We start from the raw sequence: 22096 nt of genomic DNA, 5'->3' as shown, positions 1-22096 counted from the left end.
GGCGCCGCCCGCCGCGTCAGGCCACGGCCACCTGCCGCACCAGGCGGTCGATCACGGCATCGGCGCTGACACCGGCCGCGTGCGCCTCGTACGACAGGATCAGGCGGTGGCGGAAGACCTCGTGCACCACGGCCTGCACATCCTCGGGCGAGACGAAGTCGTGACCGCGCAGCCAGGCATGGGCGCGCGCCACCTTGTCCAGCCCGATCGAACCGCGCGGGCTCGCGCCGACCTGGATCCAGCGGTCCAGCTCGTCGTCGACGGCCTTGGGTTCGCGCGTGGCATGCACGAGCGCCACCATGTAGCGCGCGACCGCTTCGCTCACGTGGATGCCGTGGATCTCGGCCCGCGCGGCGAAGATGACTTCAGGCGCCAGCTTCTGCGCGGCGGCCGACTGCGCGCCCGGGGCGGCCCCGGACTCCTCGGCGCGCGCCAGCGCCACGATCTGCGCCTCGGCGTCGGCCTCGGGATAGGTCACGTTCACGTGCATCAGGAAGCGGTCCATCTGCGCTTCGGGCAGCGGGTAGGTGCCTTCCTGCTCGATCGGGTTCTGCGTAGCCATGACCAGGAACAGCGGATCAAGCTTGTGGGTGACGCCGCCGACGGTGACCTGGCGCTCTTCCATGGCTTCGAGCAGCGCCGCCTGCACCTTGGCCGGCGAGCGGTTGACCTCGTCGGCGAGCACCAGGTTGGCGAAGATCGGCCCGGGCTGGAAACGGAACTCGCCCTTGCCGCCCTCGGTGTAGTACACCTCGGAGCCCGTGATATCGGCCGGCAGCAGGTCGGGCGTGAACTGGATACGCGACAGCTTCGCTTCCAGGTTCCGCGCCAGCACCTTGATTGCGCGCGTCTTGGCCAGGCCCGGCAGCCCTTCCACCAGCAGGTGGCCATCGGCGAGCAGGCCCAGCAGCATGCGCTCGATCATGTGCTGCTGGCCGACGATGGCTTCGCCCATCCGCTGCTGCAGTGCCAGCACGTCGTCACGGGTGCTCATGGGGCTTTCCTCGATGGCGCCGGGCCGGGCGTTCGGCGGCCACCTCCGAACCAGGCGTAGTAAGGGTTGTCGGGATCGGCACGCATGACTTGCTGCATATGCAGCGCCCACGCGTCGCGGTCGCCGTAATAGGCGTCGAGGCCGGCAGTGTAGAAAGTGTGCAGCGTTTCGCGTTCGCGCCCGATGTCGGCGATCAGCCCGGCATCGGCACCCGTCACCGTCGGCTCGGTCTGCAGCGTCAGCAGGCGCTGCAGGACCTGCGGGAACTCGGCGCGCCGCACCCAGGTAGCGTATTCGATGCGCGGGCGGTCGTCGGTCACGGCGGGCGCATCGCCGGCATAGCGCTCCAGGCCCGCGCGGTCCGTCACCCAGGTCGCCAGCAGCGCTGCCGGCGACGCCACGCCCACCGCGCGCAGCGCCGACGCGACTTCGGGCTCCGCAAAGCGCTGGCGGATGCGCACTGCATCGAGTGTGATCGGCGACGGCGAACCGACCAGCATCATCTCGTGCAGCTCCGTGGTCCACAGCGTCGCGTGCGGGAACACGTCGAGGAAGCTACGCACCAGCGAGCGCGTGTCTTCATCGTTCTGCGTGGGCAACGGCAGCCATTGCGCGACCAGTCCGCCCGGTTGCAGCCGTGCCGCGGCGAGGCGATAGAAATCGGTCGAGTACAGGTTGACCACGCCCGCGGCCGAAGGCGGCGGCGGTTCCAGCGTGATCAGGTCGTAGCGTTGCTCGCTCTGCAACAGTTCGCGCCGGCCGTCACGCACGCGGATCTCCACGCGCTTGTCCCCGGCCACGCCGAAGTTGCCCTGGAACTGCGGCACAGCACGCAGGACCGGCGGCAGCAGTTCGGCCACCACGCGCTGTTCCAGGCCCGGATACGGCAGCGTGGCGCCAGCCGTGATGCCGGTGCCGAGGCCGATCACCAGCGCCGAGCGCGGCGTGCCGCCATGCACGATCAGCGGCAGCAGCGCCTGCAATCGCATGTAGCGCAGCGACGTCATGGTGTCGCCGGAATTGGACACGCCCTGGATATAGAGGCGGTTGAATGTGTGGCTCGGCGACGACTGCTTCACCACCGCCACGGTGGCGCCGCGGCCTTCCTCGTAAAACACGATCTCGCCGCCACGTGCGCGCGCCAGCAGCGTGGCGAGCCGGTCCGCGGGCGCGAGCGCCGCGGCAATCACCGCAAGCACCGCCACCATCGGCACCGACCAGCGCGCCAGCTTGCGCACACCCGAGCCGAGCGCGACCGCGACGATGCCGACCATGCCGGCGCCCACGGCCAGCAGCGACAGCGTATGGACCAGGCCGATGCGCGGCACCAGGACAAACCCCGCCACCGCCGTGCCGACGATGCCGCCCAGCGTGTTGAGCGCGACCACCGCGCCCACGCCGGCGCCGAGCCGGTGGTTGTCCACGCCCACTCGCAGCACGAACGGGAACGCCGCGCCCAGCAGCAGCGTAGGCACGAACACCACGCACAGCGCCGCCACCGCGAAACTCGCGCAGGCGGCCGCCAGGCCGCTCGACGTGGCCGATTGCACCCAGGCCGACACCCCAGCCTGCGCCTGCAGCAGCCATTCGCCAAGCACCACGATTTCGAGCAGCGCCACCAGCCCTGCGGCGGCGATCAGCATCGCGAATGCGCCCCACGGGTCGCGCGCCCGATCGGCCCGCCGCGCGGCCAGCGCGCTGCCGATGGCAAGGCCCGCAAGATAAGTCGCCAGCACCACCGTGAAGGCAAAGGTGCGCGTGCTGATGAACTGCACGATGGCCTGCGACCACACCACTTCATAGCCGAGCGCGATGCCGCCCGCGGCGGCATAAAGCACCAGCGCCAGCCGCCCGTCGTCCGCATCGCGCACGCGCCCTGCGGATGCTGGCGTGGCAGCGGTGGCGGCCGGTTCCTGCGCAGGCACGGTGCGCGAAGCCAGGGCCAGCGCGGCGACCGCGGCGAGACCGTTGAGCGTGGCCGCGGCCAGCGCGCTGCCGGTGATGCCGAGCCACGGGATCAGCACGAAGCCCGCCAGCAGCGTGCCGGCAATGGCGCCCGCGGTGTTGGCGGCATACAGGCGTCCGCCATGTGTGCCGATGTAGCCGGGGCGCGACGCCAGCACGCGCATCAGCACCGGCAGCGTGCCGCCCATGGCTGCCGCCGGCACGATCACCAGCACGAACGGCAACGCCCAGGCCAGCAGCCCGGCGCGGCTCTCCAGCCATGCGAACGGCGCGGCGGAGCGCGCCAGCGCCAGCGTGGCGCCAATGGCCAGCACCAGCACGGCGATTTCGAGCCACGCATACAGCCGCAGCGGCCGCGCATGGCGGTCCGCGACACGCCCGAACAACCAGCCGCCGAGTGCGAGCCCGGCAAAGAATGCGCCCACGGCGGTGGTGACGGCGTGCACATCCACGCCGACCACGAGCGCGAGCTGCTTTATCCAGAGAATCTGGTAGATCAGTCCGGCCGCACCGGATACGAAAAGCAGCAGGGCAGGTGTCAGCATGGCGCCGTGATGCGCCAGTTGACCCTGCCCTGCCTGCAAGGCGGCGCCTCCCGCGCGCCGCAGCTTGTCAGAACTGTGCCGCGCTTGCTGCTTGCCGGCGTTGGCGCCGGCATGCGCTTCTCTCATGGTGCGATCCTGGTGAAGAGGTTGGCCGGGATGACCCGGCCAACCATTGCCACTGGAATTACTTCCCGGCTGCCCCCTTGTCGAGGGACTTCATCACCGCCTCGGTCATCTGGTCGATGGTGAAGCTCGCCGGGCGCTGGCTGGGCGGGTAGTCCTTGAACGTCTGGAGGAACGGCGCCACCCGTGACGATGCATAGCTGACCATATAGGCATTCTTCGCCGTCCAGTCATAGTACTGATCGGAGACGATATCCGCCCGTTCATACGGATCCATGCGCAGGTTGAACACCTTTGGCACGCGCAGGCAGGTAAAGGGGTTGGCCCAGACTTCGAAGCCGCCCGGGTGACGCTGCTCGCAGAACACGAACTTCCAGTCGTTGTGGCGCATTGCCACCAGTACGCCGTCATCGTTGAAGTAGAAGAAGTCCTGGCGGGGCCCGGCATTGGTCTGGCCGGTCAGGTACGGCAGGAAGTTATAGCCATCCAGGTGGACCTTGAAGGACTTTCCGCCAATGCTGGCGCCCTTGAGCAGCCGGTCCTTGATGTCGGCATCGCCGGCGGCCGCAAGCAGCGTCGGGAACCAGTCGAGACCGGACATCATGGTCGTGGACACCGTGCCAGGCTTGATCTTGCCCGGCCAGCGTACCAGTGCCGGCACGCGGAATGCCCCTTCCCAGTTGGTGTCCTTCTCGCTGCGGAACGGCGTGGTTGCCGCGTCCGGCCAGGACCACTGGTTGGGTCCGTTGTCGGTCGTGTAGACAACGATGGTGTTGTCGGCAACCTTCAGGTCGTCGAGCGACTTGAGCAGCTTGCCGATGTCGCCGTCGTGTTCGAGCATGCCGTCCGCGTACTCATTGCCAGGCATGCCGCTCTGTCCGCGCATCGACTCGCGCACGTGCGTGAACGCGTGCATGCGCGTGGTGTTCATCCACACGAAGAACGGCTTGTCCGCCTTCACCTGCTTCTCCATGAAGCCGATCGCCGCCGCCGTGGTTTCGTCGTCGATGGTCTCCATGCGCTTGCGGTTCAGCGGACCGGTATCTTCCACCTTGCCGTCGGCGTAGGAGTGGAGGACGCCGCGCGGCCCATTCGCCTTGACCCAGGCCGTGTCGTTCTTCGGGTAGTACGGACGCTCAGGCTCCTCTTCCGCATTGAGGTGGTACAGGTTGCCGAAGAACTCGTCGAAGCCGTGCGCGGTCGGCAGGTACTCGTTGCGGTCGCCCAGGTGGTTCTTGCCGAACTGCCCGGTCGCATAGCCAAGCGGTTTGAGCGCCTGGGCAATTGTCACGTTCTGCGCTTGCAGGCCGACCGGCGCGCCCGGAATACCCACCTTCAGCAGGCCCGTGCGCAGCCCGACCTCGCCGGTGATGAAGGTGGAGCGGCCCGCCGTGCAACTGTTCTCGCCGTAGTAGTCGGTGAGCATCATGCCTTCGTTCGCGATCCGGTCGATATTGGGCGTGCGATAGCCCACCACACCGTGGCTGTAGGCGCTGATGTTGGTCTGCCCGACGTCATCGCCGAAGATGACGAGGATGTTCGGCTTCTTGCCGGACGGCGCGGTGGCCGCCAGCGCGGGCGCCGAAGCTGCGGCAACCGGCGCGTTGGCCGCCACCGGCGGATTCTCCTTGGCCGGCGCTGGCTCGGCCGCTACTGGCGCCGCCGTGGGCGCCTGCGCCGCCGGCTGCTGTTCCTTGGGCGGCGTCTCCTTCTTGCCGCAGCCCGCAATCGCAAACACGGCGGCGGCCATGGCCAGCATCACCAGCCTGGAGCCCCGCCCTTTCCCTATGCCTTCTTCATCTCGGTGCATGTTCCGCCTCCGTTCATTGACCCGTTACGGTCGGTTCACTGCTGCTCGCATCGTGCTCATGGCTTGCCGGCCGGATAAATCTGCTGCCAGTCCTGCTTCATGCTGACCACGGTCCAGCCTCGCGAGCGCGCCGCATCCAGCGCCTTGTCCAGCTTGCCCACCTTGGACTGGCGGTCGTAGGCGAACTCCCGCTCGGCGTCGTCGTGATGCACCAGCACCGCCATGCGCGGACCGTCGCCGCCGGCGGTGTACTCGAGCATCTGCAGGTCGCCGTCGGAATTGCCGACGGCGAGGATGGGCCGGCGGCCGATATGGCGGTAGATGCCGACCGGCTTGCCGGGGCCGTCATCGATAAAGTCGAGCTTGGGATCGCGCACCAGCACCGGCTTGCCGTCGCGCACCATGTAGCGCACCGCCTGCGACGAGCCGATCACCTGCTCGGGCGGGATGCCATAGACCTGCTGGCTCCACGGCCGCATGAAATCGATGGTGCCGCCGGAGACGATGTAGGTCTTGAAGCCGTTGGTGCGCAGGTAGGACAGCAGTTCCAGCTGCGGCTGGTAGACCAGCTCGGTATAGGGCCGCTTGAACCTGGGATGGCGCGCCCTGGACAGCCAGTCGCGGATGGTGCGGTCGTACTCGTCCACGCTCATGCCGCTGTTGGCAGTGGCGATCAAGCCGAGCAGCTGCTTCTGGTTTGCCATCAGCGCGTTCATGTCGTTGGCCATCAGCGCCTTGAACGCGGCATTGTTGCGCCACTCAGGATGCTGCGGCGCGGCGGCCCTGACCTGGTCGAGCAGGAAGAAGAACTGGAAATACAGCGGCTGCTCGCTCCACAGCGTGCCGTCGTTGTCGAACACCGCCACGCGCGCCTCGGGTGGCACGAAGGTGGGCGAGCCCGGGCGCGTCACGTCGGCCACGAACTTGAGCAGCGCCTGACGCGCGGCGCCATCGCGCCACGATGGCAGGGCTTGTTCGGCGGGCTGGGCCTGGGCGGCAGTGGCCTGTGCCGCGGGGGCCGCGGGTCCGGCGGGCGCGGTACAGCCGGAAAGCTTCAGGCCCGCAAGCGCCAGCGCGGCGCACAGTGCCGCGATCGTCTTGCGCGATGCGCTTGCGCGCAAGGCGCTGTTGGCAGGCATGCTCATGGCACTTGCTCCTGTGTCGTGTCGCACCGCTCCGGCATCAGCGTGACGCCGGCTGCGGCTGTCCGCCCATCGCCAGCGGCAGATGGGGCGCGTTGCGGCGCATTTCGGCCCAGCGGCTGTCGTCCATCACGAGCCGGAAGCCAAGGTGCGACATGCTGTTGAAAGGATCCGTCCCGCGCCGAGCGCTGGGGCGGTAGCTCAGGCAGTAGTCTTCGTTGCACAGGAACGAGCCGCCGCGCGTCACGCGCTTGGGCGCGTTGACCGGTACGCCAGGCTCGCTGGGATCCCATGAGGCCAGGGGGCCGGCCGGGTTCTCGATCGGCTGCGCCTTGCCGGCTTCGCGCCGGAACTGGTCGGCGCGGTACCAGTCGGCGACCCATTGCCAGGCATTGCCGGTCATGTCGGACAGTCCGTAGCCGTTGGGCGGGAACGTGCCGACCGGGCTGGTGCCCAGCGCGCCACCGGCCTTCGGGCTGACTACCTGGCTCACCGCCGGGCTGACTGCCGGGCTAACAACCGGGAACGGCTGGTTCTGCTGGCCCTGCCAGACGTTGGCCATCTGCTTGCCGGCGGGCGCGAACTGGTCGCCCCATGCGTAGGTGGCCTGCTCCAGCCCGCCACGCGCGGCAAATTCCCACTCGGCCTCGGTAGGCAGGCGCTTGCCGACCCATTTGGCATAGGCCTGGGCGTCTTCGTACGACACCTGCACCACCGGATGGTCGTCCTTGCCTTCGATCGAGGTACCGGGACCTCCCGGATGACGCCAGTCGGCGCCGGGCACATAGCGCCACCAGCGCGAATAGTCCCGCAGCGGCACCGGACGCGGCGTGCCGACAAAGACCATGCCGCCGGCCACCATCGCGCTGTCGGGCGGACGCGGCGTGCCAGGGGGCAGCTGTACCTTCAGGGTCTCCCAGTCCGGCACCCGCTCCGCCGTGGTGACGTACCCCGTGGCCTCGACGAACTTGCGGAACTCGCCGTTGGTGACGTGGTGCTTGTCCATCCAGAACGCATGCACGCGCACCTTGTGCGCCGGCTTCTCGTTGGCCTGCGCCATCTTGCTGTCGCTGCCCATCAGGAATTCGCCGCCGGGTATGCGGACCATGCCGAGCGGACCGCTCTTGCCTTCGCCTTCCACCACCCCGGGCGCCTTGCCGGAGAGCGACTGCGCGTACCACCAGCTGCCGCCCGCGCCTGCCGCCATGCAGGCACAGGCCAGCACGGCAATCAGGAACGTGCGGCGTCGATGCGGCGCCGCAGCAGAGGCAGGCGGCGCTTGCGCTGCGCCGTGCGCCGGGGCCTGCGAATGAAGCCCGTTGCGCTTGCCGGTTGCCATAGGACGTCCTCCGCCAAAAGACAAAAAGGTGCAATAGCGCACCTGCGGGTATCGTCACAGAACGGTTACTGAAAAGGAATTTAGATTTCTTGCCGAGTGTGTTGAAAGATTTCACGGCGGCGCTGTCATCGCCGTTTGCTCCTCGGGGTAAATACCGTCCCACTGTCTCGTCCATAGCGCCGATGTGCCGCGCCGGCAGCGGCCCGTACGCTGCCGTTTGACATGCGCGCAAGGCGCTACAAGACAACCAGGACGTCACAACCAGGAGGAAACACCATGCAAGCTGACCGACGCAAAGCCCTGCAGTGGCTGGGTGCAGGTTCCCTCGCCGCCACGGCCTCGGCGCTTGGCCTTGGCCATGCCCGGGCCCAGTCAGCCCAGTCCGCCGTATTGAACTATCCGTCGAGGCCGGTGCGGCTGGTCGTGCCCTACCCGCCGGGCGGCGCCACTGACGTGCTGGCACGCGCGCTTGGCGAACCGCTCGGCAAGCTGTGGCAGCGCCCGGTCATCGTCGAGAACCGCCCCGGCGTCGGCGGCATGATCGGCGCCGACGTGGTGGCCAAGGCGGCGCCCGATGGCTACACGCTGCTGCTGGCGCTGCCCAGCCTGGTGCAGACGCCCTACATGGTGGCCAAGCCCCCCTTCGATCCGCTGCGCGACCTGACCGCCATCGGCCAGCTGTGCACCTCCAGCCTGGTGCTGACCGCCAACAGCGCCATGCCACGCACGCTGCCCGAGGTGGTGAGCCTGGCCAAGTCGCAGCCGAACAAGCTTTCTTACGGCACTTATGGCATCGGCACCGGCGCCCATCTCTATATGCAGGTGTTCACGACCGGTGCCGGCGTCGAGCTGCTGCACGTCCCGTACAAGGGCGAGGCGCCGATCGCCACCGACCTGATCGGGGGCCAGATCTCGCTGGGTACGCTGTCGCCGATGACCGTGCGCCAGCATGCGCGCAGCGGCAAGCTGCAGCCGCTGGCCGTGACCGGCAACACGCGCGCGCCGATGCTGCCCGACGTGCCCACCTTCCAGGAACTCGGCTACAAGGGGCTGGACGGCCCGGCCTGGCTCGGCCTGTTCACCACGGCCGGGACGCCGCAGGCTATCGTCGAGAAGATTTCCGCGGATGTGGAGACCGTGATGGCCGCGGCCGATATCCGGCAACGCATGGCCGACCTGGGGCTGATCGTCAAGACTTCGCGCCCGGCGGCGTTCGCGGCGGTGGCGAAGGCCGACCAGGCTTATTGGGGGAATGTGATCAAGGAGTACAACATCCGGCTGGATTGAGCTGGCATGCGTCAGACGCCGTAATTGCGGAACCAGCGCACCAACTGGCTACGGCATGCCGCAGCGGGGTGTGGTGCGCTGACAGGGGCAACCGGAAGCGCTGATCAGGCCACCAACGGCCGGAACCGGCGCTCCATTGCAGGGCTCACGTCCCTGACGCGCATTGCCAGATTGACTTGCATGGTCGTGGATGCCGTTTCAATCAGTGTCCGCTCTATCTCGTAGCTGTTTTTGCTCATCCACAACAAGACCTCGCGCAGGTGCCATAGCGAACTGGCGCCTTCATGCACCGGCGGCGGAAATGACTCGGGATGGCCGATCATCAGTTTGCGCATGTTCTGGCGGGACATTCCGATCGCATCGGCAATATCCGTCAGGCCGACCAGATCCGGCGCGGCTTCGATCAGCATTGCGGATGGTATGGCACGCTTTATGTCGGCGAGCGCGCTCATGATGGCGTCCATGGCGGACTCCGCATCACGGTCAAAGGCGACTGCAATCCGGCCCGCCACGCCCGTCCCGACGATTACGTCGTCACATCCCGCCTCGTACAGGCGTTCGACCAGGGCATCGGGATTGTTATCGTCCGGTGATAGTTGATATCTGAGGGTGAAAGAATATTCCATAGCTACTTCGCCTTCTGCAGATTGAACCGTGGTCCTGTCTCCAAGATTAAGTGCGTCTGCGTTAGTTGTCAACTGACAACTAACGCAGACGAAAGCCTATGAATCGAAGGAGTGTGAAATAGGGACTTAAAGCGGCACTGAGAGGACACTGCAATCGGTGTGTCCTTCGCGCACGCTAAGTTCTTTCGGCGGCACCAGTCGGCAAGAACTGAAACGATTCAGATCACGCCCGCTTCCCTCAGTGCGCGCAACTCACTCGCCCCCAGTCCCAACGCGCCATAGACCAGCGCATTGTGCTCGCCCACGGCCGGACCGCAGCGCGGCGCGGCCGGTGCGTAGCCGGAGAATCTCGGCACCACGCATGGCGCCGGCACTGACCCAAGCTCGGCATCCGGCAGGCGCACGATCGCCGCGCGCGCGCGCATCTGCGGATCTTCAACAATGTCGGCGATGCTGAACACCTTGCTGAACGGCACCTGGCACGCCTCGAGCGCCGACGCCGCGTCCGCGTAGGACCGCGCAGCAAACCAGGCCGCGATCTGCGCGTCGAGCGCATCGAGATTACGCACGCGGCCGGCGTTGGTGGCGTAGTCGGGCGCGTGCGCGAGCTGCGGCGCAGCCATCGCCTCTGCCAGGCGGCGGAAGGTGGCATCGGACGAGGCCACCACCGAGACCCAGACATCGTCCGAGGTCCGGTACATATTCGACGGTGCCGCATAGGTAGTCCGATTGCCCGCGCGCTGGCGCACGCGGCCCAGTTGCTCGTACTCGACCGCCAGCGGCTCCAGCAGCCGGAACAGTGCTTCCGTGGCGGCCAGGTCGATCTCGCGGCCAGGCAGGTCCGGCCGCGCGCGCCGCTCCGCCACGGCGGTGGCGATGGCAAAGGCGCCGAACAAGCCAGCGACCATGTCGCCGACCGGGTAGTTCATGTGCATCGGCCCGCTCTCCGGCGAGCCTGCCAGGTTGGTGAACCCGCTCATCGCTTCAAAGATCCGCGCAAACCCGGGCCGCTGCGCATACGGTCCGGTCTGGCCGAAGCCGGTCAGCCGCAATACCACCAGGCCGGGATTGGCCGCGCGCAGGGTCTCGATATCCAGCCCCCAGCGCGCCAGCGTGCCGGTGCGGAAGTTCTCGACCAGGACATCGAACTGCGGCAGCAGCTTCAGGAAGATCTCCTTGCCGCGCGGTGTGCGCACGTCCAGCGAGATGCCGCGCTTGCCTCGGTTGGTCACTTTCCAGTACAGCGCGTGCGCGTCGGTAACGGGCTCGAGCGAGCGCAGCGGATCGCTGCCATCCGGCAGCTCCAGCTTGACGACTTCGGCGCCCATGTCGCCGCACAGCGTGGCCGAGAACGGTGCCGCCACCACGGTGGCCATGTCCAGGATGCGCACGCCCGCCAGCGGGCCGGTGCCGGCGTCGGTGTGGGTGTTGCAAGGCGTTGCCGCCGTGGCGGCGTGGTCGGGTGGCGCGTTCGGCATTGGGATCTGTCTCTTCGTTTTGGGGTTGGGCGCAGGTTGCTGCGATCCAAACTGACAGCCCCGCTCGCCGGGCGCAAGCACGGTTTCGCTGTGCGGAACCGTCGTGCTACAACATTGACGAGCCCCCCTCACGGATCCGAGCATGAATGCCAACAGACCGCCGCCAGACATGGAACGCACTCCACTGCCCGGCCTTGCCAGCGCCGACGAACTCTCAACCGATCGCCAGTTCGCCAGCAACCTGGCTCGCGGGCTGGACGTGCTGCGGGCGTTCACGCCGGGCAGCCCGGTGCTGGGCAACCAGGACATCGTGGCGCGGACCGGACTGCCCAAGGCAACGGTGTCGCGCCTGACGTACACGCTCAGCCTGCTTGGCTTCCTGAGCCGGGTGCCGGGCAACCAGAAGTACCGGCTCGGCGCTGGCGTGCTGGCGCTGGCGTATCCGATGCTTGCCGGGCTGGCTATCCGCCAGATCGCGCGGCCATATATGGAAGCCATCGCCCGCGAAACCGGGTGCACGGTGAACCTGGGGATGCGCGAGCGGCTGACGGTGGTGTACGTGGACAGCTGCCGCGTCGATCCGGGCAACGTGTACCAGCCCGACATCGGGAGTACGCGGCCCTTGCTGTCCACCTCGATCGGCCGCGCCGTGCTGCTGGCGTGCGGGGCGGAAGAGCGCGCCGCGGTGCTGAACCGGCTGCGCGTGGAAGATGCCGGGCGCTTCGAACGGGAGCAGCCGATGTGGATTGCGGAACAGGCGCACTACGCGGCGCACGGCTTTTGCCTTAGCCGCGGCGAATGGCGAACGGACATCCACGCGATAGCCGTGCCGATCCGGCAATCGCTGCATGAAGACCCGTTCGCGCTGAACTGCACCGTCGCCGCCGCGCGCGACCGTGACGACATGCTGGCGCGCACGGTCGCGCAGAAGTTGCGCGAAGGCGTCAGGCAGATCGAGCTGGCGTGCGCGCGTTGATGTGATGCCAGGCAGTGACGACAAGCGGTGACGACGCCGCGGAGGTTGTAGCAAGGAGGCGCCAAGCGATCCGGCGAGATTGCGGCCTTATCGGGAAACCACGGGAACATCCCAGACCAGGAGACAAGATGCAATCCTCTCAAACAGCACGCCGGCGCCTGCTGGCCGCCATGTGCGGCTGCGCCGCGCTCGCGCCTGCCGTGGCCCTTGGCGCCGCCGACAGTGCCGACAGGTTCCCCGCCCACCCCATTCGCATCATCGTGCCGTTCTCGGCCGGCGGCGTGGTCGACACCGTCACCCGCGTCACCGCCGAGCGCATGGCCCTGCTGCTGCGCCAGCCTGTCATCGTCGAGAACCGCACCGGCGCGGGCGGATCCATCGGCACCGACATCGCTGCCAAGGCCACGCCTGACGGCTATACCCTGCTTGCCGTCAGTCCCAGCTACGTGGTCGGGCCGCTGCTCAACAGCGCGATCAACTGGAAAGGCACCCGCGACTTCCGCGCGGTTGCCGGCTTTGGCGTGGTGCCCAACGTGATCGTGGTCCCCGCATCGTCGCGCCTGCGCACCCTGCCTGAACTGCTTGACGCCGCGCGCAGCCAGCCCGGTGCGCTGACCTACGCCAGCGCCGGCGTGGGTACCTCCAACCACCTCTCCGGCGAATTGCTCACGCAAATGACCGAGGTCAAGCTGATGCATGTGCCGTACAAGGGCCAGCCCGAGGCGCTGACGGACGTGCTGGGCGCGCGCGTGTCGATGATGGCGCTGACCGCGGCGATCGCCCGCCAGCAGGTCCAGAGCGGCAAGCTGCGCGCACTCGCGGTGACTTCCGCCAAGCGGTCCGCGGCGTTGCCGGACATTCCCACCGTCGCCGAAGTTGCGCGCCTGCCCGGCTATGAAGTAGGCGCGTGGTTCGGACTGGTCGCGCCGCACGCCACCCCCGACGCCGTCGTGCGCAAGCTCGCCGACGCCGCGGCGCAGGCCGTCAGCGATCCTGCCGTGGTCAAGCGTTTGGCCGACATCGGCATGGACGTAGCCCCGCAATCCGCACCGGCCTTTGACCGCTACCTGGACAGCGAGTCGAAGAAGTGGACCCGCGTGCTGAAGACCGCCGGCATCAGCGCCCAGTAGCGCCTGTCGTCCACACGGCAAGACACATCCCGCTCCTTCCCAGACACCTACCCAGCTGACACTCCCATGATCCGCGACGCCGCCCGCATGCAAGCCTTGCTTGCCGACCTCCGCCAGTTCGTCCTCAATACCTGCATTCCGCTAGAAGCCGACATCGACCGCGACGACGTCATCCCTGAACCAGTGGTCGACGCCATGCGACAACTCGGATTGTTCGGACACAGCATCCCCGAGGCCTATGGCGGCGCGGGGCTGACGTCCGAAGAACTGACGCTCGTCAACATCGAAGTTTCGCAGGCCGCGACCGTCTTCCGCGCGCGCTTCGGCGGCAACACCGGCATCGCCTCCGAGTCGCTGGTCGTCGACGGCACCGAAGCGCAGAAGACGCGCTACCTGCCGCGGCTTGCATCGGGCGAGCTGACCGGCTGCTTCGCGCTGACCGAGCCCGAAGCCGGATCCGACGCCACCTCGCTGCTGACATCGGCCCGGCGCGAGGGCGACCATTACGTGCTGAACGGCAGCAAATGCTTCATCACCAACGCACCGATCGCCGACCTGTTCACCGTCTTCGCGCGCACCGACTCCGATACCCCTGGCGCGCACGGCATCAGCGCCTTCCTGGTCGAACGCGGCACGCCCGGCATCAGCACCGGCGAACCGGAACGCAAGATGGGCCAGCACGGCTCCCCGGTGGGCGACGTCTACCTGCGGGACTGTCGCGTGCCCGCCACCGCCATCGTCGGCGGCCAGCCTGGCGTCGGCTTCAAGACGGCGATGAAGGCGCTCAACAAGCAGCGCATCAACCTGGCCGGCCTGTGCATCGGCCCTGCCATCCGCCTGGTGGACGAGATGGTGCGCTACGCGAGCCAGCGGCGCCAGTTCGGCAAGCCGATCGCCGATTACCAGCTGGTGCAGCAAATGGTTGCCGACAGCAACACCGACATCCACGCCGCGCGCGCGCTGGTACTGGAAACCGCCCGCCGCCGCGACAACGGCGAGGACGTGACTATGGAGGCATCGATGTGCAAGCTGTTCGCCTCTGAAATGTGCGGACGCGTGGCGGATCGTGCGGTGCAGACCTTTGGCGGCAGCGGGTATATGGCGCGTACCGTGGCGGAGCGGTTTTATCGCGATGTGCGGTTGTTCCGGTTGTATGAGGGGACCACGCAGATTCACCAGTTGAATATTGCAAAGCGGACGATGCAGGCGCGGGAAGGAGTGCTGGATCGGGCAGGGTAACGCCCAGGTACACCCATGCGTACGGTCAACGAATGACAGCCGCTTGATTCCCCCAAAGCAATGCGTAGTACCGGTCGAATGGATTCTTGTGCGCAATAATGAAGGTGCCTGATCTCCCATCGAGAACGCCATGTCCGCACCAACGATCCATTCGGCACGCCTCGCCCTGATCCCCTTCTCCCGCGCCGATGCCGACGAAGTATGGCCTTGCATCACGCCAACCCTGGCACGCTACATGGAATGGGAACCCGCCCCGTCCCCGGCCGCATTCCGTGACGTCTGGCAAGCCTGGCTGCCGGCCATGGACGACGGATCGGATTTTATCTTTACCATCCGCCGCACGAGTGACGGCCAATTCCTGGGACTGGCCGGGCTGCATCACGCCGATACGCCCGCGCCGGAATTCGGCATCTGGATCCGGGAAGACGCCCACGGCCACGGCTATGGAATGGAGGCCGTGCTGGCGGTGAAAGACTGGGCGATGGCTGCCTTGCAGCCGCCGCGGTTCATCTATCCGGTGGCGGAAGAGAATTGGGCAAGCCGGCGGATTCCGGAGGCGATGGGCGGCGTGGTAGTGGACAGCCAGCCTGCGCCGAAATATGTGCGGCTGATTTATGAAGTGCCAGCGCGGTGATGCGCGCACACAGCCGGATGCTTCCGAGGCGAGGAAGGCCGCTTGACGGTAAACGATAATGGCCCGGCGCGAACCATCATTCGCGCCGGGCCAGCCTGCACGTTTAACGCCCCTTCCACTCCGGCGGCCGCCGGCCTACAAACGCCTCCACCCCTTCGCGGAAGTCTTCGCTTCCGTAGCACAGGCGCACGAGATCATCGGTATCGGCCACCGCCTCCACGGTCTGCCGCCGCAAGGCCTCCTTGACGACCGTCTGCGTAACAGGCGCCAGCGCGGCAAGCCGGCTGCATAGCGCAGCGACCTCGCTCTCCAGCGACTCGGCAGCATAGACGCCTTCCAGGAATCCGCACGCCAACGCCGCATCGGCATCCAGGATCTGCGCCAGCAGCAGCATGCGCCGCACCGGCTGCAAACCCCACGCCGCACGCAGCTTGGCAAGATTCATCGCCGACAGTGTGTTGCCGAGGGTCTTGGCGATCGGCACGCCGAAGCGGGCCTTGGGCGTCGCCACGCGGAAATCACAGGCGGTCGCGATGGCAAGCCCGCCGCCCACCGCCCAGCCCTCGATCACGGCAACGGTCGGCATCGGCAGCTGTTCGACCAGGCGGATGCCCTCGTCGATGCGCGCTTCGTAGGCCACCCCGTCATCGCCATTCGAGAATTGCCGGAACTGCGCGATATCAGTGCCCGCGACAAAGGCCTCCCCGCCCTCCCCGCGCAGCACCACCACGCGCACGCCCTCGCTGCCATCCGCCGCGAGCGCGCGGCAGTGCGTGGCGAGTTGCTCGTACATCGCCCACGTCATCGCGTTGCGCGCGGCCGGGCGGTCGAAGGTCAGCGTCGCGACCTGCCCCTGCACCGTGAGCCGGACTTGCCCGTCGCTGCCAGCACCGCCTTCACGCTGGCTCGCCCCGGATTGACCGCCTCCCGGCGGCTGCGCGGCGTTCATGCGCCGAACGCGCCGGCCGCGGCCAGCGACTGCTGTTCGTCCTTCGACAGCCCCAGCTCGGCCAGGATTTCTTCCGTATGCTGGCCCAGCAGCGGCGGCGGCCGGCGTACCTGCTGCGGTGTGCCGCCCATCTTCACCGCGAAGCCGATATTGGGCACCTTGCCCTCGATCGGGTGATCGATCTCGATACGCATCTGGCGGTGACGGCCATGCTCGCTGTCGAAGGCTTGTGGGTAGGTCAGGATCGGCCCGGCCGGGATGCCGACTTCCAGCAACTGTTCGATCCAGTAGTCGGCGCCCTGCCTGGCGAAGCTCTCTTCCAGTGCCGTGATCAGTGCCTGCCGGTTGGCCAGCCGCAGCGCCACGGTGGCAAAGCGCTCATCCGCCAGCAGGTCCTGCCGCTCGAGCGTGTTGCACAGAAGCTGCCACAGCTTCTGGTTGGTAGCCCCCATCACAAAGTAGCCGTCGGCGGCCTTCATCGCCTGGTAGGGCGCGCTCATGCGGTTGGCCGTGCCAAGCGGCTCGGGCTCGCGGCCCGTGCCCCAGTACTCGCAGGTGTCCCACACCGAGAACGCCAGCGCCGAGTCGAACAGCGACGCGTCGACATACTGCCCCTTCCCCGTCTCCTTGGCGCCGATATAGGCCGACAGCATGCCGTAGGTCGCGAACAGCGCGCAGCCGATATCGGCCACCGGCACGCCCGCCTTCACCGGCGCGCCGCCCGGGTAGCCGGTGACGCTCATCACGCCCGACATCGCCTGCGCCATCAGGTCGAAGCCCGGCCGGCCGGCCCACGGCCCGCTCTGGCCGAAGCCCGAGATGCTGCAATAGACCAGCTTCGGATTGATCTTGCTGAGCGTCTCGTAGTCGATCCCCAGGCGCTTCATCACGCCGGGGCGGTAGTTCTCCACCAGGATGTCGGCCGATTCCGCCATGCGATAGAGCACCTCCCGGCCCGACTCGGTCTTCAGGTCCAGCGTGACACTGCGCTTGTTGCGGTTCATGTTGAGGAAGCCCATGCTGTCCGGGCCCTTCATCTTGAACCCCATCGCCCCGCGCGTCTGGTCACCGCCTTCTGGCGGTTCGATCTTGATCACGTCGGCGCCGAGGTCGGCCAGCAGCATGCACGCGTAGGGCCCGGCCATGACCTGGCTGACGTCGAGCACGCGCACGCCGGACAGCGGCAGTTTGGTGGCAGGCGCTTGCGCGCCGGAATCGGTGAAATCGGTCATCGGGTGCTTCCTGGGAAATTCGACAAGTCGGCGGATGTGGGCGCGGCGGCTCCGCGCCATCAGCTCTCGGCCTTCACGCCGGCGTCCTTCACGACCTTGGCCCACTTGGTAGACTCGGACGCGATGAAGGCGCCGAACTGCTGGTTCGTGCCGCCGGAGTCCTCGGCGCCAAAGCTCTTGAGGCGCTCGGCCACATCGGGCATCGCCAGCACGCGGTTGACGTCCGCGTTCATGCGCTGCACCAGCGCCGGCGGCATGCCCTTCGGCCCCACCAGGCCGTACCACGACGCAGCGTCCAGGCCGGGGAAGCCCGACTCCGCCAGCGTCGGCACATTGGGATGGCTGGCCGCGCGCTTGAGCCGGGTCTGCGCGATTGCGATCACCTTGCCCTGCTGGATAAAGGGCGTGGCGGCGGTCATCGTGTCGAACGCATAGTCGATCTGGCCGCCCATCAGGTCCGCCACCAGCGGGCCCGAGCCCTTGTACGGGACGTGCACCACGTCGATCCTGGCCTGCATCCGGAACATCTCCAGCGCCAGATGCTGCGCCGAGCCGATGCCGGACGAGCCGAAGGAAATCTTGCCCGGGTTCTTGCGGCACAGCGCCACGATGTCCGAAACGGTGCGCATCTTCTGTTCCGGACGGCAGGTGAGCATATTGGGCGTGACGCCCACCATCGAAATCGGGGTGAAATCAGCGCGGGGGTCGTACTTGACGTCCAGCAGCGCCGGGGCGATCGCATGGCTGTTGACATGCGCCATCAGCAGCGTGGTGCCATCCGGCGGTTGCTTGGCCACATAGGCAGCGGCGATCGCGCCGGTCGCGCCGGGCTTGTTCTCCACCAGCACGCTGGTATTCCACATGACCCCGAGCTTCTGCCCGATCACGCGCGCCAGCACATCCGTGCCGCCACCGGGGGCAAACCCCACTACGATGCGCACCGGCCCTTGTACGTCAGCGGCGGCGCGCGCCAGGCCGGGCATCGCCAGTCCGGCCGCTGCGGCCAGGATGAATTGTCTGCGCTGCATTGCGTGTCTCCGTAGTACTAATCGTTATGGAGCCATCTTCCGCAATGCGCGCGCCAAGGGCTATCGCTATTTTGGGGATTCTGGTTTCGCGTTTTGCGCAAGCACTTCCAGGACGCTGAGCGCGGCGGAGGAAAGTGCGCCATGGGGCCGGTGGCATAGCACGAACTGGCGTCGCGCCCAATCTTCCGCGATCGGCAAACGCACGAAGCGGCTACCGCCTGCCACCTCGCGCGCAATCGCCTCCGGCATCACGCCGCCGCCCAGGTTCTGGGCCACCAGTGCGGCGATGCTGTCGAAGCCGCCGACGCGCATCCGCATATGGAGCACGCGGCCGGCTTCCTCGGCCAGACGTTCAAGGCCGATGGAGATGGCCGAGCTTTCGCCGAGGACGATCAGGTCGCAGTCGAGCACGTCTTCCGAGGTGACCTGCTTGCGCTTGGCCAGCGCGTGGCCGCGCGCCACCACCAGCACCAGCTTGTCGGTCCGGTAGAGCGCGGTCGGCAGGTCCACGACGCCCAGGCTGCCTTCGTAGATGCCAATGTCCACGGTGCCGCGGCGCAGGGATTGCTGGACTTCCAGGCTGTTCATTTCCTGGAGGTCGATGCGGACGCCGGGGCAGTCGGTGGCGCAGCGCTGGATGTCGAAGGGGAGGAACTGGATGACTGCTGACTTTGGGGCGGCAACGCGTACCACGCCCAGGTCGCCGCCGACGAAGGAGGCGGCGTCGTCCTGCATGCGCTGGACGGTGTGGGTGATGCCGCGGGCGTGGGCTAACAGTGCGCGGCCGGCTTCAGTGCAAGCCATCCCATGGGGAAGGCGCTCGAACAGCGAGACGCCTAGTTGGGCTTCCAGTTCGAGGATGCGGCGGGAGGCGGCGGCGGGAGCCAGATGGAGGCGTTCGGCGCCGCGGGTGATGCTGCCCAGGTCGGCGACGGCAATGAAGAGCTGGACAGTGGTCAGGTCGAAATGCAGCCGAGGAAGGCGAGAGGAGGCGGAGGACGTCACGATGGTCGCATCTGCTGCGTCGTTGCGGAAGAAAGGCTGCCGGGCTGGGGTTGGGCCCTTCGAAAAAAGAGCCGTGGCGGCCCGATTTTCCACCGCTCAAGCGATCTCGGCAATTGCAGATTCCCATGCAACCCTCGAACGAGTATTTGGGCGGGACCGGGGCAGCCGCTGATGATTGATGCGCTTCGCGGCTAGGCCGGACTGTAATCGTTGTGTCGTCCCGCCATCCTCCTTACATCTAAGCTTGTTGTCTGAAGCGATGGAAGCTAAGTCCGCATCAAAAGCGCTCTGCGCCATCGAATGCATTGAACTTCTTCACGTCTGCCACCTTGTAGAACAGTTTCAGTGCGGAGCCTTTCGAGGGTGGAATTCGGCCTACAAAGGCCGATCTCACAAAAGCCGCACTGCCGTTGCCGTTGCTTTCCATCAGGCACACATATTGAAGTCCACGCTGGCGCAACAATGCAAAAGCTGCAAGGCCCGGTTCCTCAACTCTTGCTGGCCGGAATTTGCCGACCGCAACCGCTCGCATGATGTAGCCACGATGTGTACCTACGAAGATATAATCCTTGAGTCCGCGCTTGCTGGTCGCATAGCCAATCCGAAGCCTGTTTCTGTCGCTGGCAGGTATAAATAGCCGATGGCCGGGTACCGTTACATCATCAATCAGATGCGCCTCCCCTTCAATTGGGACAATAGAAACCGAAGCGTCAGTCGATTTGTCAAATAGCAGGCAACTATCGATGACCGCCTCCGGCACCAGTTCGGCATGTGCAGAAACTGAAAGTGCGACAAGCAAAGCCAGAATGGTGGGCCGTATCATCTGTACTCCTTCGCACGGGTGACTGTCACCCAATCCCGGCCATAACGCCAGAAGATGGTGCCGCCTACGCCTGCGGTGGATTCATAGACCCAGGAGTAGCGTCCAACCTCCTCCCGCACAGTCTTCACCTGTCCGCCTACCTTCTTCTTGACTGTTTTGTACAGAATTTTCGTCTTCCCTGAGTCGCTGATTCCGTAAATATTGTGAACAGGATCCGTGATATGGATTCCGGACTTTACTTTCGCGTGATGCTTGTAGTTAGACTTTATGTCTGCTCCATCCCAAAAATACGCGCCATTCGAGAAGTCTACGCCTCCTGAGAAAGCATTTCGTGCGGCCTTGACTGCATCGGACATAGGCGGGCTCTTTTCAATGTCTTTCTCCGTGGCCTTCATTAACTTAGCGTAGCGCGCGTTGCCGTCTGCTCTCACAAATGAAAAATTCTTGTCCTTCGATGTAAAGGCATCGATGGTGGAATAGCCCCTGGCTTTCATCTGACGGACCATCACACTTGCCAGTGCGGCCATTTCTTCGTACAGGTCCCTTGTTGACGACTCGCCATAGGCGATAGCTGCCAACAGACGCTCCTCAGAAGACAGAGCTGAACTTGCCGACGCCGATCTTGATACTTCTGTCATGCTCGTGTTTCCTTTGCCTTGTCCAGCCACATGACGATTTCCATGGACACGCCACCGCGCACCGTCGGGGTTGCTCCGCTGCCAAACGGGGTATCCTGGCTAATCCGCTGCCCCTCAACAAATAGGTCATAGCGATAACCTTCCTCCCCCGCGCCGGTCTCGGCATCAACAAGCTCGTAGTATTGCTCAATGATTTGCGTATCGTGACTTGCCGATACTACGCTGGAGCTTGGCCCCGATGAGAGTGGCGGCGCATAGTGCCCCATCCGGTTTACTTCTATGGTGAAATTGGTCTGGGAGTGGATGACTATCGGGTTGGTCGGGCACTTGCAATAGACGCGCGCGCCGCTCACCAATATTTGTTTCCCACGCAGATCAAAGGCAGGGTAACAGTCGTTCATCACAGGCCCGCCAGCCTTGCAGGCCAGACAGGTTGCATAGTCGCCTTCGACACCCACCTTCACACCGTGATGGAACATGCTCTCGCCGGTGGCGATGAGTACACCGTTTGCGTTGGTCTTGTCCCCATCTAGCAGAGCATAGCGAATATCAGGCATTACAACTCCTTATGGCGGTGTTGGCGTAAAAGACGTCGTCTTTTTTGGGTTGGTAGCGGACCAAAATACATAGGTCCGGCGTAGTGTGGGGATGTGTCCGCAAGGGTGGGCCGCTGTGGACAGCGCTACGCAAGGTTTAGCATTCCTTAGAGGGAAAAGGATGAGCGAATCGGACCAACATTCAACGACCCAATTCGACACAGCCATGCTTCCACTAGGGGCGCCCGCCCCGCCATAGGACGGTTCCGAATCTGAATGAAATGAATTCGTATCAGAATTTAGGTTGCACAAGCACAGCGCGCAGGTGTCGGTGCCACCATCAGGGTGTCACTTGGCGGCAAGCAAGGCCGCTTCCTGTTGCTTCGATCGAAGCAGATGCCTTGAGTACGGCTGCAATTGCGTCGTTTCCGCGTGAAAGGCTCGTTGGAGAATTCTGGCCTTCGTCGGATGAGGTGCGGGTCGATGGCGGTGCCGATGTCGCAAGATGGCGGGAGTCAATGGCTAAGGAAGCGCCGTCGATTGAGCACGGCGGCCATAGTCCAGTGTTGCGCCGAATATCTCCGGGCTGCGCTTATG

General features: G+C 65.9%; 19 protein-coding genes. 5 read left to right on the top strand and 14 right to left on the bottom strand.

The window, feature by feature from the left end:
• Positions 1-16: 16 nt before the first annotated feature.
• Genes ACAD63_RS02815 through ACAD63_RS02795 form a run of 5 tightly spaced genes read right to left on the bottom strand, consistent with a single transcriptional unit; the run spans position 17 to position 7918 of the window.
• Positions 17-994: an AAA family ATPase gene (locus ACAD63_RS02815; RefSeq protein WP_434033394.1), complete on the bottom strand. Its 978-nt coding sequence runs from the start codon at positions 992-994 to the stop codon at positions 17-19.
• Complete coding sequence (locus ACAD63_RS02810) at positions 991-3630, bottom strand: fused MFS/spermidine synthase (protein ID WP_434033393.1); 2640 nt, start codon at positions 3628-3630, stop codon at positions 991-993. The genes ACAD63_RS02815 and ACAD63_RS02810 overlap by 4 nt, the downstream gene beginning before the upstream one ends.
• Before the next feature lie 58 nt (positions 3631-3688).
• A complete protein-coding gene (locus tag ACAD63_RS02805; RefSeq protein ID WP_255519901.1) occupies positions 3689-5437 on the bottom strand; it encodes an arylsulfatase in 1749 nt (582 codons plus the stop codon).
• Positions 5438-5493: 56 nt separating this feature from the next.
• Entirely contained in the window at positions 5494-6576 is a 1083-nt protein-coding gene (locus ACAD63_RS02800) for an HAD family hydrolase (protein WP_434033960.1), read from the bottom strand.
• Between the two features lie 43 nt (positions 6577-6619).
• A complete protein-coding gene (locus ACAD63_RS02795; RefSeq protein ID WP_434033392.1) occupies positions 6620-7918 on the bottom strand; it encodes a formylglycine-generating enzyme family protein in 1299 nt (432 codons plus the stop codon).
• Between the two features lie 276 nt (positions 7919-8194).
• Between ACAD63_RS02795 and ACAD63_RS02790 the strand changes: the two genes are divergently transcribed.
• Positions 8195-9205 (top strand): Bug family tripartite tricarboxylate transporter substrate binding protein, encoded by a 1011-nt coding sequence (locus ACAD63_RS02790; protein ID WP_135705942.1) that lies wholly within the window; start codon positions 8195-8197, stop codon positions 9203-9205.
• A 104-nt stretch (positions 9206-9309) separates the two neighbouring features.
• On the opposite strand, the gene ACAD63_RS02785 is transcribed toward ACAD63_RS02790, so the two are convergent.
• Both ACAD63_RS02785 and ACAD63_RS02780 read right to left on the bottom strand, forming a co-directional pair.
• Entirely contained in the window at positions 9310-9831 is a 522-nt protein-coding gene (locus ACAD63_RS02785) for a DNA-binding protein (protein ID WP_434033391.1), read from the bottom strand.
• A 218-nt stretch (positions 9832-10049) separates the two neighbouring features.
• Entirely contained in the window at positions 10050-11207 is a 1158-nt protein-coding gene (locus ACAD63_RS02780) for a CaiB/BaiF CoA transferase family protein (RefSeq protein ID WP_434033959.1), read from the bottom strand.
• A gap of 271 nt (positions 11208-11478) precedes the next feature.
• On the opposite strand from ACAD63_RS02780, the gene ACAD63_RS02775 reads away from it, so the two are divergent.
• The 4 genes from ACAD63_RS02775 to ACAD63_RS02760 all read left to right on the top strand — a co-directional run bounded on the left by ACAD63_RS02775 (position 11479) and on the right by ACAD63_RS02760 (position 15288).
• A complete protein-coding gene (locus ACAD63_RS02775) occupies positions 11479-12285 on the top strand; it encodes an IclR family transcriptional regulator (RefSeq protein WP_133092362.1) in 807 nt (268 codons plus the stop codon).
• A 128-nt stretch (positions 12286-12413) separates the two neighbouring features.
• Positions 12414-13415 carry a Bug family tripartite tricarboxylate transporter substrate binding protein gene (locus tag ACAD63_RS02770; protein WP_434033390.1) on the top strand — a complete coding sequence of 334 codons (1002 nt, stop codon included), beginning with the start codon at positions 12414-12416 and terminating at the stop codon, positions 13413-13415.
• Between the two features lie 66 nt (positions 13416-13481).
• A complete protein-coding gene (locus ACAD63_RS02765) occupies positions 13482-14654 on the top strand; it encodes an acyl-CoA dehydrogenase family protein (protein ID WP_195431203.1) in 1173 nt (390 codons plus the stop codon).
• A 130-nt stretch (positions 14655-14784) separates the two neighbouring features.
• Positions 14785-15288, top strand: a complete 504-nt coding sequence (locus ACAD63_RS02760; protein ID WP_195431200.1) for a GNAT family N-acetyltransferase — start codon at positions 14785-14787, stop codon at positions 15286-15288.
• Between the two features lie 103 nt (positions 15289-15391).
• Here ACAD63_RS02760 and ACAD63_RS02755 read toward each other — a convergent pair whose 3' ends face one another.
• The 7 genes from ACAD63_RS02755 to ACAD63_RS02725 form a co-directional block, all read right to left on the bottom strand.
• Positions 15392-16237, bottom strand: a complete 846-nt coding sequence (locus ACAD63_RS02755) for an enoyl-CoA hydratase/isomerase family protein (RefSeq protein ID WP_135705947.1) — start codon at positions 16235-16237, stop codon at positions 15392-15394.
• Positions 16234-17469: a CaiB/BaiF CoA transferase family protein gene (locus ACAD63_RS02750; protein ID WP_434033389.1), complete on the bottom strand. Its 1236-nt coding sequence runs from the start codon at positions 17467-17469 to the stop codon at positions 16234-16236. Before ACAD63_RS02750 ends, ACAD63_RS02755 begins: the two co-directional genes overlap by 4 nt.
• A 59-nt stretch (positions 17470-17528) precedes the next feature.
• On the bottom strand, positions 17529-18497 hold the full coding sequence (locus ACAD63_RS02745) for a Bug family tripartite tricarboxylate transporter substrate binding protein (RefSeq protein WP_434033388.1): 969 nt from the start codon (positions 18495-18497) through the stop codon (positions 17529-17531).
• Positions 18498-18563: 66 nt separating this feature from the next.
• The gene (locus tag ACAD63_RS02740) at positions 18564-19502 is read right to left on the bottom strand and encodes a LysR family transcriptional regulator (protein WP_135705950.1); all 939 of its coding nucleotides are present in this window, start codon (positions 19500-19502) and stop codon (positions 18564-18566) included.
• A 277-nt stretch (positions 19503-19779) separates the two neighbouring features.
• On the bottom strand, positions 19780-20325 hold the full coding sequence (locus ACAD63_RS02735) for a hypothetical protein (RefSeq protein WP_240745899.1): 546 nt from the start codon (positions 20323-20325) through the stop codon (positions 19780-19782).
• The gene (locus ACAD63_RS02730; protein ID WP_434033387.1) at positions 20322-20963 is read right to left on the bottom strand and encodes a hypothetical protein; all 642 of its coding nucleotides are present in this window, start codon (positions 20961-20963) and stop codon (positions 20322-20324) included. Before ACAD63_RS02730 ends, ACAD63_RS02735 begins: the two co-directional genes overlap by 4 nt.
• Positions 20960-21520: a PAAR domain-containing protein gene (locus ACAD63_RS02725; protein WP_135705952.1), complete on the bottom strand. Its 561-nt coding sequence runs from the start codon at positions 21518-21520 to the stop codon at positions 20960-20962. Before ACAD63_RS02725 ends, ACAD63_RS02730 begins: the two co-directional genes overlap by 4 nt.
• Between the last annotated feature and the right edge of the window lie 576 nt (positions 21521-22096).

Origin of the sequence: Cupriavidus sp. a3 (assembly GCF_051015765.1) — a bacterium.
GTDB lineage: Bacteria > Pseudomonadota > Gammaproteobacteria > Burkholderiales > Burkholderiaceae > Cupriavidus > Cupriavidus oxalaticus_A.
This window is presented reverse-complemented; position numbering and strand designations above follow the sequence as displayed.